Source organism: Streptomyces sp. a15 (assembly GCF_059026085.1).
The window spans coordinates 1-13,625 of the sequence record NZ_JBWLKM010000143.1 but is presented as its reverse complement, the minus strand read 5'-3'; the positions used below and the strand labels follow the sequence as shown (position 1 = coordinate 13,625).

General features: G+C 67.5%; 10 protein-coding genes and 3 pseudogenes. 5 read left to right on the top strand and 8 right to left on the bottom strand.

Annotation, left to right across the window (positions count from 1 at the left end):
* Positions 1-81: 81 nt before the first annotated feature.
* Together ltrA and AC5P09_RS49575 are read right to left on the bottom strand one after the other, a co-directional pair.
* On the bottom strand, positions 82-1,470 hold the full coding sequence (gene ltrA, locus AC5P09_RS49580) for a group II intron reverse transcriptase/maturase (protein ID WP_493880248.1): 1,389 nt from the start codon (positions 1,468-1,470) through the stop codon (positions 82-84).
* Positions 1,471-1,998: 528 nt separating this feature from the next.
* Positions 1,999-2,982 (bottom strand): annotated as a pseudogene (locus AC5P09_RS49575) (ISAzo13 family transposase); the annotation flags it as partial.
* Between the two features lie 60 nt (positions 2,983-3,042).
* On the opposite strand from AC5P09_RS49575, the pseudogene AC5P09_RS49570 reads away from it, so the two are divergent.
* Positions 3,043-3,523 (top strand): annotated as a pseudogene (locus AC5P09_RS49570) (transposase family protein); the annotation flags it as partial.
* Between the two features lie 113 nt (positions 3,524-3,636).
* On the opposite strand, the pseudogene AC5P09_RS49565 reads toward AC5P09_RS49570, so the two are convergent.
* Positions 3,637-4,113 (bottom strand): annotated as a pseudogene (locus tag AC5P09_RS49565) (ISAzo13-like element transposase-related protein); the annotation flags it as partial.
* 261 nt (positions 4,114-4,374) lie between these two features.
* On the opposite strand from AC5P09_RS49565, the gene AC5P09_RS49560 reads away from it, so the two are divergent.
* Both AC5P09_RS49560 and AC5P09_RS49555 read left to right on the top strand, forming a co-directional pair.
* Positions 4,375-5,472, top strand: a complete 1,098-nt coding sequence (locus tag AC5P09_RS49560; RefSeq protein ID WP_493880247.1) for a DegT/DnrJ/EryC1/StrS family aminotransferase — start codon at positions 4,375-4,377, stop codon at positions 5,470-5,472.
* Between the two features lie 41 nt (positions 5,473-5,513).
* Complete coding sequence (locus tag AC5P09_RS49555) at positions 5,514-6,506, top strand: Gfo/Idh/MocA family protein (RefSeq protein WP_493880249.1); 993 nt, start codon at positions 5,514-5,516, stop codon at positions 6,504-6,506.
* Positions 6,507-6,779: 273 nt separating this feature from the next.
* On the opposite strand, the gene AC5P09_RS49550 is transcribed toward AC5P09_RS49555, so the two are convergent.
* The 4 genes from AC5P09_RS49550 to AC5P09_RS49535 all read right to left on the bottom strand — a co-directional run bounded on the left by AC5P09_RS49550 (position 6,780) and on the right by AC5P09_RS49535 (position 10,190).
* Positions 6,780-7,166, bottom strand: coding sequence for a transposase (locus AC5P09_RS49550; RefSeq protein ID WP_493880246.1), 387 nt, complete (start codon positions 7,164-7,166; stop codon positions 6,780-6,782).
* A gap of 208 nt (positions 7,167-7,374) precedes the next feature.
* Positions 7,375-7,908, bottom strand: a complete 534-nt coding sequence (locus AC5P09_RS49545; protein ID WP_493880245.1) for a CbrC family protein — start codon at positions 7,906-7,908, stop codon at positions 7,375-7,377.
* A 112-nt stretch (positions 7,909-8,020) separates the two neighbouring features.
* Positions 8,021-9,553 (bottom strand): ISKra4 family transposase, encoded by a 1,533-nt coding sequence (locus tag AC5P09_RS49540; protein WP_493880244.1) that lies wholly within the window; start codon positions 9,551-9,553, stop codon positions 8,021-8,023.
* A gap of 70 nt (positions 9,554-9,623) precedes the next feature.
* Complete coding sequence (locus AC5P09_RS49535) at positions 9,624-10,190, bottom strand: hypothetical protein (RefSeq protein WP_493880243.1); 567 nt, start codon at positions 10,188-10,190, stop codon at positions 9,624-9,626.
* Between the two features lie 196 nt (positions 10,191-10,386).
* Here AC5P09_RS49535 and AC5P09_RS49530 point away from each other — a divergent pair, with 196 nt between their 5' ends.
* Positions 10,387-11,040, top strand: coding sequence for an acyltransferase (locus AC5P09_RS49530; RefSeq protein ID WP_493880242.1), 654 nt, complete (start codon positions 10,387-10,389; stop codon positions 11,038-11,040).
* Positions 11,037-12,137 (top strand): non-hydrolyzing UDP-N-acetylglucosamine 2-epimerase, encoded by a 1,101-nt coding sequence (wecB, locus tag AC5P09_RS49525; protein ID WP_493880241.1) that lies wholly within the window; start codon positions 11,037-11,039, stop codon positions 12,135-12,137. The genes AC5P09_RS49530 and wecB overlap by 4 nt, the downstream gene beginning before the upstream one ends.
* Here wecB and AC5P09_RS49520 read toward each other — a convergent pair.
* The gene (locus AC5P09_RS49520; RefSeq protein WP_493880240.1) at positions 12,125-13,432 is read right to left on the bottom strand and encodes a nucleotide sugar dehydrogenase; all 1,308 of its coding nucleotides are present in this window, start codon (positions 13,430-13,432) and stop codon (positions 12,125-12,127) included. The two genes, wecB and AC5P09_RS49520, sit on opposite strands and share 13 nt — an antisense overlap.
* Positions 13,433-13,625: the final 193 nt, after the last annotated feature.

Genomic DNA, 13,625 nt, shown 5'->3' with positions numbered 1-13,625 from the left:
AGTTCGTCGGGGTACTTACGGGGAGCAGCCATGATCGGCATCCTTCCGGGTCTTCGATGTCTCCATCAAACCCGGGGCGATTCATCCACCGCAGTAGCGGCGGCGGAGGTCCTTCCTGTTGATCCGGTGGTGTTTGCGGCGCAGCCATTTCATGACCTGGCTCCATGTGTACGAGCTGAGGTACTGGAAGGTCGCGCTGGACACCCCGGGGCGGAAGTACATGCACCAGCCGAACAGCATCTTGTTGATCTGGATGAGCAGTTCGTCCAGTGGCAGGCCGGTGGCTGTTCCGCGGCGGATCGTCTTGACCTTGTCCATCGCGGCCTTGAGGGTCTTGCGCGAGGGATAGGTGTAGACGTAGCTGCGGCTGGAGCCCCGTTTGCGGTGGCGCTGGATGTGCCACCCGAGGAAGTCCAGCCCCTCGTCGATATGGGTGATCAAAGTCTTCTCCACGGACAGGCGCAAACCCATCGTGGACAACACCTCCGCGATCTCCTCGCGCAGAGCTTCGGCGTCGTCCTTGGTGCCGGAGACCATCAGGCACCAGTCGTCCGCGTACCTGGAAAGCCGGTAGTTGGGGAGACTTTGACGACGTCGCTTGGCCCTCGCCCAGGGCGTGGACCCCGGCCCTCCCGGTGACTGGGCGATGTACTCGTCCAGGACCGACAGCGCCACGTTGCTCATCAACGGCGAGAGAATCGAACCCTGTGGGGCACCGGCGGTGGTCTCCCGAAGCAGGCGATCCTCCCCGAGGATGCCCGACTTCAAGAACGCCTTCACCATGGCCAGGACGCGGTTGTCTCCGACGCGCTTGCGCACCCGATCCATCAGAGCGGAGTGTGAAATCTCGTCGAAGCAGGCTTTGATGTCACCCTCCACGATCCACTCATATGACTTGGACGTGAAGAAGCGCACCTCGGCCACCGCGTCATGAGCCCGGCGGTTCGGACGGAACCCGTAGGAGCAAGGGAGGAAATCCGTCTCGAAGATCGGCTCCAGCACCAGCTTCAGGGATGCCTGCACCACCCGGTCCGCGATCGTGGCGATCCCCAGCCGGCGCAACTTGCCCCCCGGCTTGGGGATCATCCGCTCCCGCACCGGCAGCGGACGGAAGCCACGGTCCTTGATGCTGTCCCGCAGCCCGCCGAGGAACTCCTCGACGCCCGTCCGCTCCACGATGGAGGCCGCAGTACGGCCATCCACCCCGGCGGTCTTCGCACCCCTGTTGCCCCGCACCCGATCCCACGCGACCAGCAGAAACGCGGGATCGGCGACAAGGTTGAACAGATCATCGAACCTGCGATGAGGATCATCACGGGCCCAACGGTGCAGCTTCGTCTGGATCTCCAGTGCCCGTCGCTCCGCCACATACGTGACGGCCTCAAGTTCGTCGGTATTCACCGGCGAAAACCTCCTGGTCTTCCAGTACTTCGGCCACTGACTTGCTGGCCCCCTTCGCCATGTGCGCACCTCTCGTGCGCTCGGACTACTACGGGGCCTCCGCCACGTCCTGGAGCCGTCGGCCGACGACGGGCCTGCCCACCGGCTGACTGGAGGTCAGCCGGGAAGGGTGCCTCCAGCACGCTTCCCACGTTCACCACTCTCCGGTCGACGAGTGAGCCGCCCAGCTCTACCCCGACAGCATCGCCACACTTACGCCGCAGGCATTCAGCGTGGCCTCCTCACCAGCATCGAAAGACCGGCTTCGAAGTCGCCGCCCACGAGAAGGCGGCGTGCGCTGCACCCGGCCCATATCCTCCAGATTGGAGCCGGTGGAACACTTACGGGACGTCAGGCACTGGTTCCTCTCGTACGGCGTCTCGTCTTGCTTGCCGGACACGCGCCGTCTGGAAGTACCGACGCGCTCCGTCGTTGTCAGGGCTGCTCCCACCTCTCCGTGCGTCTCCACGGATCGGCTGCCCTCAGCTTCACCGGGCTGCTGCGACAGCCCGGCGGCAGGGTTCTTTCACCCCTGCCCGGTAACAGTGGCGCCTCGTGGCGCACCTCGATCTTGTTCCACTTCGAAGTACCCGGCGGAAAGTGACACACTGTAATCTCCAGTCCGCTCTCGCGGGCGAAGGTGTGCAACTGCTTCTTCCAGGTCCAGTAGCGGGGGTTGTTCGAGCCGCCAGCGTCCGCGGTGATCAGTAACCGGTCCGCGTTCGGATGGTCCACTCGCCCATGGCGGCGCCACCAGCGGCGGATGGATTCGGTGGCGAACTCGGCGGTGTCATGGTCGGTCCCGACGTTGACCCAGCCGGTATTGGTGGCCAGGTCGTAGACGCCATAGGGAATGGCCGCCGGTTGGTCGTCATCGAAGAGGTGGGAGTGACAGTCCACCTTGATCGGGTCCTTGCCGGGGCGCCAGACACGGCCGGGCCGGTCGCGGTTGCCGATCCACTCCTTGGCCTTGGTGTCGACGCTGATCACTGGCTGGCCGTCGTCAAGGAAGGCGGTGGCGTTGATGTGGGCGAACTGGGCGTCGCGGTCCGGATGGCGTGCGCCTTCAGTGGTTTTGGCCGTCCCTTGCAAGCTATATCCCATCGCGTGCAGCAGACGTCCGACGGTCGTGGCGCTGACCAGGTGCCCCTGCGCGGACAGGGCCCGGGCCAAGCTCCGCAGCGACAGTGTGGTCCAGCGGAGCGGGGAGACGGGATCGCCGCGGGTATGCGGCTCGATCAGCATCTCCAGAGCCGGCAGCAGACCGGTGTCGGTGGCCGTCAGCGGCTTGCGCCCGCCTCCCGGAGCCCGGATACGGTGCGTCGGCGCCGCGTGCGTCTCCAGTTCGGTGATGCCGCGCGCGATGGTGGCGGTGCTGGTTCGGGAGGCGGCAGCTACCAGGGCGATTCCGCCATGACCGAGCGAGACGGCCTCGCTGGCGAGGTAAAGCCGGCGACGGCGCTCGTCGAGATGCGGCAGAACCTGCTCGAACTTGCAGTGCAACTCGGCAGCGGAAACGCAGACTTGCGAAGGCACAGTCACGTTCCAGCGTCCCACTGACGACCGTCCCGCAGGTCAACTCTGACAGTTATTTATGGACAAGCCCCCGGGAAGATCGACAACTGCCAGCTGGGGGTGTTCCTGGCCTACGCCTTCGCGAAGGAGCGGGCGTCGATCGACCGGGAGTTGTACCTGAGCCCGCCCTGGCCCGCGCGATGCCGGAGCGAGCGGTTGCCGCGAAGCTGCGTTTCGCTGGGTGACCGGCGACGAGGTCTACGGCCAGGACCGGGTGCTGCGCGGCTGGCTGGCCGAGCAGCGCCTGAGCTACGTGCTGGTGATCTCCTGCAAGCATCGATGCGGGCCGCGCGGGCACAACGCCCGCACCGTCTCGGCGATCCTGCCGGAACATGCCTGGGAGATCCGATCCGCCGACGACGGCACCCACGGCCTGCGCGAATACACCTGGGCCGTGGTCCCGCTGCCCGGCGCGCGCGACGACGGCTTCGAACACGCACTGCTGATCCGGCAATCCTTCGCCGACGGCGAACGCGCCTACTACCTGGTGCATGCGCCCGCGAACACTCCACGGGAGCGCCGCCGCCATCAACACCGCGGCCCGCCTCAGCGACTACCGCCGACGAGGTCAACGACCCCCGTAACTGCGGCCGCAGTATTAACCGGCGGAGCCTGCGGTGGTTTGAACTGAGCGTCCCGGTCAGGATGCCGGGCCCCCTCGGTGGTACGCGAGGTGCCCTGCAGCAAGAAGCCCTCGGTCTTCAACAGGGCTGCCACTGTGTCGTGCCCGATCCGGTGGCCCTGCCTCGACAGCTCCGTGGCCAGAGCCCGGGTGGACTTCACCGTCCACCGAAGCGGCGATTGCGGATCTCCCCGCTGGTCCGGCTCCACCAGCGCCGGATCGACATCCCGTAGTCGCTTGCGGCCCCCGCCCACCGCCCGGACCCGGCCACCGGGCTCCTCGCCCTGCTTCAGTTCACGCAGTCCACGCGACACCGTGGACGTCGCCACTTCCGCAGCCTCAGCCACCAAGCGAACTCCACCGTGCCCCCGTACCCGGGCGGCAGCCCCCAGCACCAACCGCCGTTGCCGCTCATCCAGATGCGGCAGCAGCAGCTCGAACACCCCTGCCAGATTCGCCTCGGTCCCCTCCGTCACACCCGCATCCTACGGCCGACAGCCCGCCCGAACGGGGGAGTTATTTTCCGTCAACTCCCTGCCCCATCCAGGGAGCATGTGCGCACTTTCCATGATGGCGCCTCATACGGCGTGCGTACTCAATGTGTTCCTGAATTAAGCGACGCGTATCGCCTCTGATCGTCCATAAGGGTGGATATATGACGCGCAGGAAAACCGGGTGGGGCGAGCAGAAGTTGAACGTAGGTCGACTCTCTCTCGCCCCCCGAACGGAGAAGTCCAATGACCCGCTCCTTTCCATCCATCCCGGCGGCCAGACCCGTGATCGGTGAGGCCGAGATCGCTGCGGCCGTACGCGTTCTGCGTAGTGGCCGTGTCGTCCAGGGCCCAGAAGTGGCCGCGTTTGAAAACGAGTTCTCCGAGTTGGTCGCCGGACGCGCCTGCGTAGCGGTCAACTCCGGAACCTCCGCCCTGCAGCTGAGCCTCATGGCCCTGGGCATCGGACCGGGAGACGAGGTCGTGGTGCCCTCGTTCTCGTTCGCGGCGACCGCCAACGCAGTACGCCTGGTGGGCGCCGATCCCGTCTTCGCCGACATCACGCCCGGCACCTACTGCCTCGACCCGCTCGCCGCGTCAGCGATGATCGGTCCGCGCACCGCGGCCCTCATGCCGGTGCATCTGTACGGGCACCCCGCGCCCATGGGCCAGCTGATGGAGCTTGCCGCACGCCATGGGCTCGCCGTACTGGAGGACGCCTGCCAGGCGCACGGAGCCACGCTGCACGGACGCCCCGTCGGCAGCTTCGGTGAGGCGGGATGCTTCAGCTTCTATCCGACGAAGAACATGCACGCTCTCGAGGGCGGCATCATTTCGACCGGCGATCCGCACCTCGCCCGCACCCTTCGGCTTTTGCGGAACCAAGGCATGGAGCAGCGGTACGAGAACGAGATCGTCGGGGCCAACATGCGGATGACCGACGTCGCGGCGGCCGTCGGCCGTGAGCAGCTGAAGCAGCTACCGGCCTGGACGGAGCAGCGGAGAGCCAACGCCAAGGTGCTCGACTCCCACATCGAGGGACTGTCTGTTCCGCATGAGGCGGACGGCGCGCGGCACGTCTACCACCAGTACACGGTCCGCATCCCGGGCGGTCTGCGGGATTCCATGCAGCAGGACCTGGCGCGACAGGGCATCGGCAGCACGGTGTACTACCCGACCCCGATCCACCGACTCAGGCCTTATCGGGGCCAAGGCAGGCCGTCCCTCCCCGAGACCGATCGGGCAGCTGCCGAGGTTCTGTCCCTCCCGGTTCACCCGACCCTGGGGCAGGCCGAGCTGGAGCGGATCGCACAGGCCGTGAGCGATGCCGGAGGAGTACGGTGAGCCGGCGCACCCTGCGGGCCGGGCTCATCGGTCTTGGAGCCATGGGACACAACCACGCCCGGGTGCTGTCGTCGCTTGACGGTGTCGAGCTGGTGGGCGTCATGGACCCGGCAGGCGATTCTACGGGGGCCAGCCGGAACACCCCCGTCGTCGCCACCCTGCCCGAGCTGCTCGCGCTTGGACTCGACTACGCGGTGGTCGCCTGTCCCACGGCGTTGCACGAGGAGGTCGGCCTGGCCTTGGCCGAGAACGGCGTGCCCGCGCTGATCGAGAAGCCGCTCGCCCACTCGGCGACGGCCGCACAACGGCTGGTCGACGCCTTCGACAGAGCCGGATTGGTCGCCGGTGTCGGACACATCGAGCGGTTCAACCCGGCACTGCAGAACCTGCGTTCCCGCCTCGAGGCGGGAGAACTCGGGGAGGTCTTCCAAGTGGTCACGCGCCGCCAGGGGCCCTTCCCGCACCGCATCGCCGACGTCGGGGTCGTCAAGGACCTGGCAACCCACGACATCGACCTCACCAATTGGGTCACCGGCCACCATTACGTCTCGGTCTCGGCGCGCACGGTGTCCAAGAGCGACCGCCCCCATGAGGACATGGTCTGCGTGGTCGGCGACCTCAGCGACGGCACCCTGGTCAGCCACCTCGTCAACTGGCTCAGCCCTCACAAGGAGCGCTACACGGCGGTGACCGGCGAGCGTGGCTGCCTCGTCGCCGACACTCTCACGGCAGACCTGACCTTCCACGCCAACGGAGCGGTGACCACCGAGTGGGAGGCCCTGCGCGCCTTCCGCGGCGTAGCCGAGGGCGACATGGTCCGCTACGCCATCCCCAAGCGCGAGCCGCTCCTCGTCGAGCACGAGCGGTTCCGTGATGCCGTGGAGGGCGAAGCGACGGACATCGTCACTCTCGATCAAGGGCTGAGGACGGTCGAGGTGGCGGAGGCGGTCCTCGACTCGGCACGGAGGAAGGCGTCCGTGAGCCTGCGACGCCCGCACACGCCGGCCCTGGCAATGGTCACCCAGCGGTCGTGACGAGCACCCCTGCCGAGCGCCAGGAACCAGCCCGTTCGGCGAGCCGGTCACCAGGTGCAGGAAGTCCAGCGGACAGGCGTAACGGTGACGGCCCATTCGCGGCGCGCCAGAAAGTTGGCGGTCGCCCTATTGATCAGAAACTCACATGGTTCTCTTCGAGGATGTAGCGGACGTGGGGGCCGTCGAAGTAGCCGCGAACGATGTGCGGCTGCCGCTGGCGGCGGTGGAAGAACCTGCTGGTCCCGGCTGCGAGTTGGGTGGCTGCGGGTCCTGCTACTCATGGGCAGGCTGCGTTTCAGGTCGGTGTTGACGAGTTCCGTTGGGGTTCAGTCCGGGCGAGTACGAGGGCAGGAAGTGCAGCTCGATCCTGTCAGCGTGGTCGGCCAGCCATGTGCGGACCGCGCGGGAGCGGTGCACGGAGTGCCCGTCCACCACGTGGTGGATCTTGCGCTCGAAGTGGCCGACGAGCCGGTCGAGGAAGCGGCACATGACTTTCGCGTCGAAGGTCTCGGTGAACACCAAGTTGCCCTTCTCGCCCCAGGTGCGGCCGGTGACCTGGTCAGAACGGATGCCGACCTGGTCGGCGAACAGCATCTCACCGTTCTCGGCCTTCGCCGTCGCCCGGATCGCCGGCCACGTCTCCTCCAACCAGGTCCGCACCGCCTCTCGGCTGGGCCGCCCGCAGCTATCACCTGCAAGCCTTGGCGTTCGCCGAGGAGTGCCTCGCCCACGGGCGGTAGTCAGCGCCCACGTCGACGCCGGACGGGAAGACAAGCACGCGAAGCCTCCGGTGGAGACGGTTCGCTTGGTCGAAAATCTATGGGTGCAGTTCTCTTGAAGGGAAAGGCCCGTGCTGGGGTGCGCCTGGCTACGAAGTGTCGGCGTAGGCGAGGTGGGTGCCGCAGACGGTGCAGCGGAAGAGCATCGCGCTTGCGCCCTGGCCGAGGTGGGTCAGAAAGCTCTCGAGGCGGGCTGCGTCATGCCAGCCGCCGATCCGTAGGTCGGTCCGAAGCTGGTCAAGCGCCTCGGGGTGGGCGGCGAGTTCGGTGTATCCGACCTCGCCGATGAAGGCGGCCGCGTCGTTGCAGTGGACGAGCCAGTGTGGGTCCTGCCAGGCGTGGAAGCCCGGGGTGCGGCGGGTGACCAGCTCCAGGGTCTCCGCGCTGACGCCGTCGAGTCCGTACGAGTCGGTGAAGTCACCTTCGAATCGTTCGGCGGCGCTGCCGTCGGCGATGCACCAGGGGCAGAACTGCCCGCTGACGTTCTGAGCTGTGTAGAAGGTCGCGGTGTAGATCCAGCCCGTGGCGCGCTCGCAGCAGGCGCAGGTCTCGGCGCTCTCGCGGATGGATCCGCTGGCGACGGGATCCGGGTGGTAACGGAAGGAGGGCAGGCCGGCGCTCATCGGTGAGCCTGTCGGTGCAAGGAGACAGCCTTGGTGACGCGGGTGGTCCGCCCGTCGGTGGGCGGGCCTGTGAAACTCATGGGTCGCAGTCTGCCCGCAAGGGTTCCCGTGATCAAGCGGCGAGATCCACCCGCCGCTGGTTGGGCGTGGGGTAGAGGCGTTCGTGCTCACGGGCGACGTGGAAGCGCCAATAGGAGTCGAGATGGCCGTTGGAAACGACGGCGCGTAGTCGCAGGACGGATTCTGCTCCGGGCAGGCCCCAGCGGGCGCCGGTGATGTCGAGGCGGTCGGCGATCAGGTGGCGGCAGGCGCCTTCGACCGCGCCGGTGGCGATCGGCCACCCGTTGTTGAGCGCGGTGTCGTAGTGGAGCTGGTCAAGGTGACCCGCTAGGTAGCGGTGGCAGGCGTCGACGGCCTCACGCCGGGCAGCCGGCAGGTGTTTGCGCTTGGCCTCGGTGGTCATCTCGGCGGCTGCGCGGGCCGCGTCGCCCGACAGGATCGCGGTCAGACGGTCGGCCGCCCAGGCCTCGGCCTCGGTAGTGCCCGGTTTGTAGAAGGCGTGAGCGGCGGCCCAGACGTACTCGGCCACGTGCACGAAATCCAGCAGCACGTGGACCGTGACGCCGCGTCGGCCGGTCTCCGCTGCGATCAGGTCGAGCTGGTGGCGGGCCCCGTCGACCAGGACCACCCACGGCCGCAGATGTTTCGGGTCGCGCGCCCGGGCCTGGTCGAAGGCGTCGGCGATGACCTGCTCGGGCGAACGGACCAGCGAGGCGGTGCACCACTTGTTCTCCGCCTGAGGCCCGGGGCGGGCGGGACGCTCGCCGCTTCGGCCGCCGGGCGGGTGGATCACATCGTGCGGGCGCCTGGGTGCCGGACGGGTGTCGAAGACGCAGGCCACGGTCGCCATCCGCTTCCGGTTCGGCTTCTCGCCCGGCGCGAGCCGGCCGCGGTGGCCGGTCGCGACCTTCTCGGCGGCCCGCCGGGTGGCCTCCCGCAGGGCCTCCGGGCGCATGACCACACCCTTGCCGTCCACCTGGACCACCAGCGGCATCTCGCGACTGCACGGGACCGGGATCACGGTCCGGTAGAAGTCGTCGACGTCGACCGCGGCCGCGACCACGAGCTCTTCCAATCTGCGCTTGCCGGGCACGTTCCCGCAGTGGCGCTGGACCGCATCGTGGGCCTGGTCGAACGAACCGCGCACGGCCTCGGTGACCGCGAGCCGCCGTAACCCCGTCGAGTGCCGGCCCGCAGGCAGGGACAGTGCCTGGTCAGCGGGGTGGACGTTGCCCATACCCGGCCCCCGGTGGGCGACCCGAGTGACTCGGACCGTTCCGAACACGGTGGCCAGCCACCGCGAGTGCCCAGCTTCCCGCCAGGGCCGCACCCGCCCCTCCGGCCCGGTCACCGCCGGACCGGCACCGGCGCGCACCTGGTGCTCTTCCTGCCTGGCCCGCAAGTCCAGGTGGTCCTGCAGCAGCAGGCGAAGCAGTTCTCGCCCGGCCGCATCGAGGTGTTCCTCCAGTTCGGCGTGGGTCCAGGTGGTAGCCGGACTGCCTGACAGAGTGTGCATCAGCGTCTCGAAGGCGCTGAGGGAGCGCGCAAAGGGGTCAGCGGCGCATGCGGTGTCGTACGGTGTCATCTCCAGGGCTCTTCCCGTCCAGCATCGATTGGGTCGCACCTTCGAATGTAGGCGCGGAAGAGCCCTGCTGTTAACGGGAGTTGGGCGAAACGCCACCCCGGCGGCGAGCCAGGGTGAACATCCCCGGCGTGTCTTCGTCCAGCCAGCCCCGCTCCACCAGCCGCTTCAGCTTCGACCGCGTGCCCTCGATCTTCCCGGTCTCGGCCGGCAGCCCGATCCTGGGCACGATCTGCTTGGCGCGGATCGGCCCCGGGGCATCCGACACCACCTCCAGAATGTCCCGATATACCTGCGGCAGGACCTCCGCCCCCATCCCAGGCTGCCAGTTCGGAACGGTCAGCACCCCGATGACCCGCCGCTCGGCCCCCGCATACGCAGACACCACCGGCTCACCCCTGGTCGGCCGGTCAGTATCGACACCCACCGCAGACTTCTCCGGGGTCATCTCCGCGAGCACCTCAGCGACGGTCTCCCGCGCGATCCGCAACCGCTCCAAGCTCTCCCGTGCCAGCTCCAGCTGTCCCGACAGCTCGGCGAGCTCAGCTTCAAGCTCCTCGACGCGCACCCGGGCAGCCACCTCGCGCGCTTCCAACTCCTCGAACAGCGAGCCCATCCGCCTCCCCTCCTCCAGCACCACGGTAGAGAGGAGAGGCCGCGAACACAGCCCCAGTCAGCGTTCTCGGAGTTCAGCCGTTCCCTTCAGAGGAACCGCACCCAAAATCTATCTACCAGGGGTTTCGTCTGTTCGTCAGACCAACTGGCCGCTCAGTCAGCCGAGTTGGAAAGGGCTCAGAGAGCCGTACCCGGAGCAGTCTGTGCTCGTTGCTCAGCACATGAACCAGAGCGGGAAGGTGGCGTCTCCGCAGGTGCGGATCGCGCCCGGTGCGCAGGTCGACGAGTCAGCCGTGCTGAGCCCTGGTACCACCGTGTGGGAACTCGCGCAGATTCGCGAGGAAGCCGTGCTCGGCTGTGACTGCGTCGTGGGCCGGGGTGTCTACGTGGGACCTGGGGTGAAGATCGGCCACAGGGTCAAAATTCAGAACCATGCGCTGGTGTATGAGCCTGCCGAGCTGGCCGACGGCGTCTTCGTCGGGCCTGCGGTCGTCCTCACGAACGACCGCAATCCTCGCGCCGTCGACCCGGATGGACGTCTGAAACGCGCCGGTGACTGGGAGGCGGTCGGCGTCCGGGTCGCTGAGGGCGCGTCACTCGGCGCGCGCTCAGTGTGTGTGGCTCCGGTCAGCATCGGCCGCTGGGCGATGGTCGCCGCGGGGGCCGTCGTCACCAAGGATGTGCCGGATTTCGCCCTCGTTGCAGGTGTCCCTGCCTATCAGATCGGGTGGGTGGGACGAGCTGGCGAGCGTCTGCGCGCAGTGCCGGATCGGGTCGGATTCTGGGAGTGCCCGAGTAATGGGATTCTCTGCGCAGAAAGGGACGGAATTTTGACGGAGTTTTCAGCTCAATACCGAGAAAAGTCGAGCCCGTGAAGGTCATGAGCGTAGTGGGGGCGCGCCCTCAGTTCGTCAAGCTTGCCGCAGTCGCCGCAGCGTTCGGCAACACGGAGCACGATCATACGATCGTCCACACCGGCCAGCACTACGACGCCGATCTGTCCGACGTCTTCTTCACCGGCCTCTCCATCCCTGAGCCCCATGTGCACCTGGGCGTGGGCTCAGGCACCCACGGCGTGCAGACCGGTACCATCCTGGCGGCCCTCGATCCCGTCATCGCCGCCGCACACCCCGAATGGGTGCTGGTTTACGGAGACACCAACTCAACTCTTGCCGGCGCCCTTTCCGCGGCCAAACAGCACATCCCCGTTGCCCACCTGGAAGCGGGCCTGCGCTCTTTCAACCGGCGGATGCCCGAGGAGCACAACCGCGTCCTCACCGACCACGCTGCCGATCTGCTGCTCGCACCCACCCAGGAGGCGGTGCACCACCTGACAGCCGAGGGCCTGGCCGACCGTGCGGTCCTGACCGGGGACGTCATGGTCGATGTCTGCCTGCGCATCAGGGACAAGGTGCTGAGGGACAAAACCACCGCCGCACTTCCGGCCTTCCTCATCCCCCAGGAGCCCTACCTCTTCGCCACCTTGCATCGGGCCGAGAACACGGATCACCCCGATCGCCTGGCCGCTCTCGTGGACGCCCTGGCCAGTCTGCCGGTTCCCGTCGCCTTGGCCGCCCATCCCCGGCTGCTCGCACGTGCCGAGGACTTCGGCATCAAGCTCGACCACGGCTCTCTCCATATCAGCCGCCCTCTTCCCTACGCCGAGCTGATCCCCACGGTGCTCGGCTCGCACGGCGTGATCACCGACTCGGGAGGACTCCAGAAAGAGGCGTTCCTGCTGGAGCGCGTCTGCACGACACTCCGTACGGAGACGGAATGGCCTGAAACGCTCCGGGGTGGCTGGAACACACTCGTGCCGGATCCTCGTGAACTGGGCTCCCAGGCATGGCCCGACATCGTCCTGCGCCCTGCGCCCAAGAGCTCACGCGGCATGCCGTATGGCGACGGCAAAGCAGCACCCCGCGTGGTGCGGGCGCTGGAAGATCACATGAGCGGATCTCAGGCCCGCTGAGCTGTCGGCGACGGCGCACCAAGCACGATCACCTCGGCCCCGGCCCATCGATCGGGGTCGGTGATCCGCCGCCCGTCGACCACGACGCGCACCTCCGGGAACTGGTCGGAGCCGAGCTCCCGGTACTCGCCGTGGTCGGCTTGGATGACGGCGGCTGTGACTGTCTGGCCGCTGTACGGCGGCAGGCCGAGTGCGCTCAGCTCATCGGCCCTGTACAGCGGGTCGGACACGTACGGCTCGGCGCCCCGCGACCGCAGCGCCTCGACGACGGGGAACACCCCGGAGAACGCGGTCTCCTTGACGCCGCCCCGATAGGCCGCGCCCAATACCAGCACACCTGCGCCGGTTAGGTCGCCGTACACCTCCGCAAGCCGCCGTACCGCGTACTCGGGCATCGAGGCATTGGTCGCACGGGCCTCTCGTACGACCGTCGCGTCCGAGTCGTTCCACAGGTACATCCGCGGATAGACGGGAATGCAGTGACCGCCTACGGCGATGCCGGGCCGGTGGATGTGGCTGTAGGGCTGCGAGTTGCAGGCGTCGATCACCAGGTCCACGTCGATGCCGCTGCGGTCCGCGAACTGTGCGAACTGGTTCGCCAGCCCGATGTTCACGTCACGGTAGGTTGTCTCGGCCAGCTTCGCGAACTCCGCGGCCTCTGCCGAGCCGAGGTCCCAGACACCGTTGGGGCGAGGCAACTCGTCGCGTACGTCGAAGTCGAGGAGGGACTCGTAGAACTCGACACCTCGGCGCGCGGAGGCCGCGTCGATGCCGCCGAGCAGCTTGGGGTAGCGGCACAGGTCGGCGAATACGCGCCCGGTCAGCACCCGTTCGGGGCTGAAGACGAGAGCGAAGTCCCGGCCCGCGGTCAGCCCGCCGCCCTGTTCGAGCATGGGCGCCCAGCGCCCTCGCGTGGTACCGACGGGCAGTGTCGTCTCGTACGACACGAGTGTGCCGGGCCGCAGCCCGCGTGCCACAGCCTGCGTCGCTGTATCCATCCAGCCGAAGTCGGGGGTGCCCCGGGCGTCGACGTATACCGGAACGACCAGGACTACCGCCTCGGCCTGCGTGACCGCCGCGGTCGTGTCGGTGGTGGCCAGCAGCCGCCCCTTCGCGACGACGCTCTTCAGCCTCTCAGCGAGTCCGGCCTCGCCGGGGAACGGCTCAACACCCTCATTGACCAGGTGCACGACGTGTTCGTCCACGTCGGCACCGATGACGTGGTGGCCTTTTGCAGCGAACTGGACAGCCAGCGGCAGGCCGATCTTTCCGAGCGCCACTACACAGATCTGCACGGCTACTTTCCTCCGAGAGGCCACAAACTGCGCAGGCGACCGAAGAGAGTCGACACGCGTTAACAGAGAGTTCGCACTGCGCACCCTATCTCTGCAGTTTCATTTCAGTGAGCCGACACAAAGGGTCGCACCATCGTCCGAGAGAAGCTATGCCGGCAGGACGCGTGAAGGCACGGCCCTCAGTGATCATGGA

Bases quoted from the DNA above. Each gene is read 5' to 3' on its own strand.
- AC5P09_RS49560 (WP_493880247.1), top strand. From the start codon at position 4,375: ATGACCCGCTCCTTTCCATCCATCCCGGCGGCCAGACCCGTGATCGGT.
- AC5P09_RS49555 (WP_493880249.1), top strand. From the start codon at position 5,514: ATGGGACACAACCACGCCCGGGTGCTGTCGTCGCTTGACGGTGTCGAG.
- AC5P09_RS49545 (WP_493880245.1), bottom strand. From the start codon at position 7,908: ATGAGCGCCGGCCTGCCCTCCTTCCGTTACCACCCGGATCCCGTCGCC.
- AC5P09_RS49540 (WP_493880244.1), bottom strand. From the start codon at position 9,553: ATGACACCGTACGACACCGCATGCGCCGCTGACCCCTTTGCGCGCTCC.
- AC5P09_RS49530 (WP_493880242.1), top strand. From the start codon at position 10,387: ATGAACCAGAGCGGGAAGGTGGCGTCTCCGCAGGTGCGGATCGCGCCC.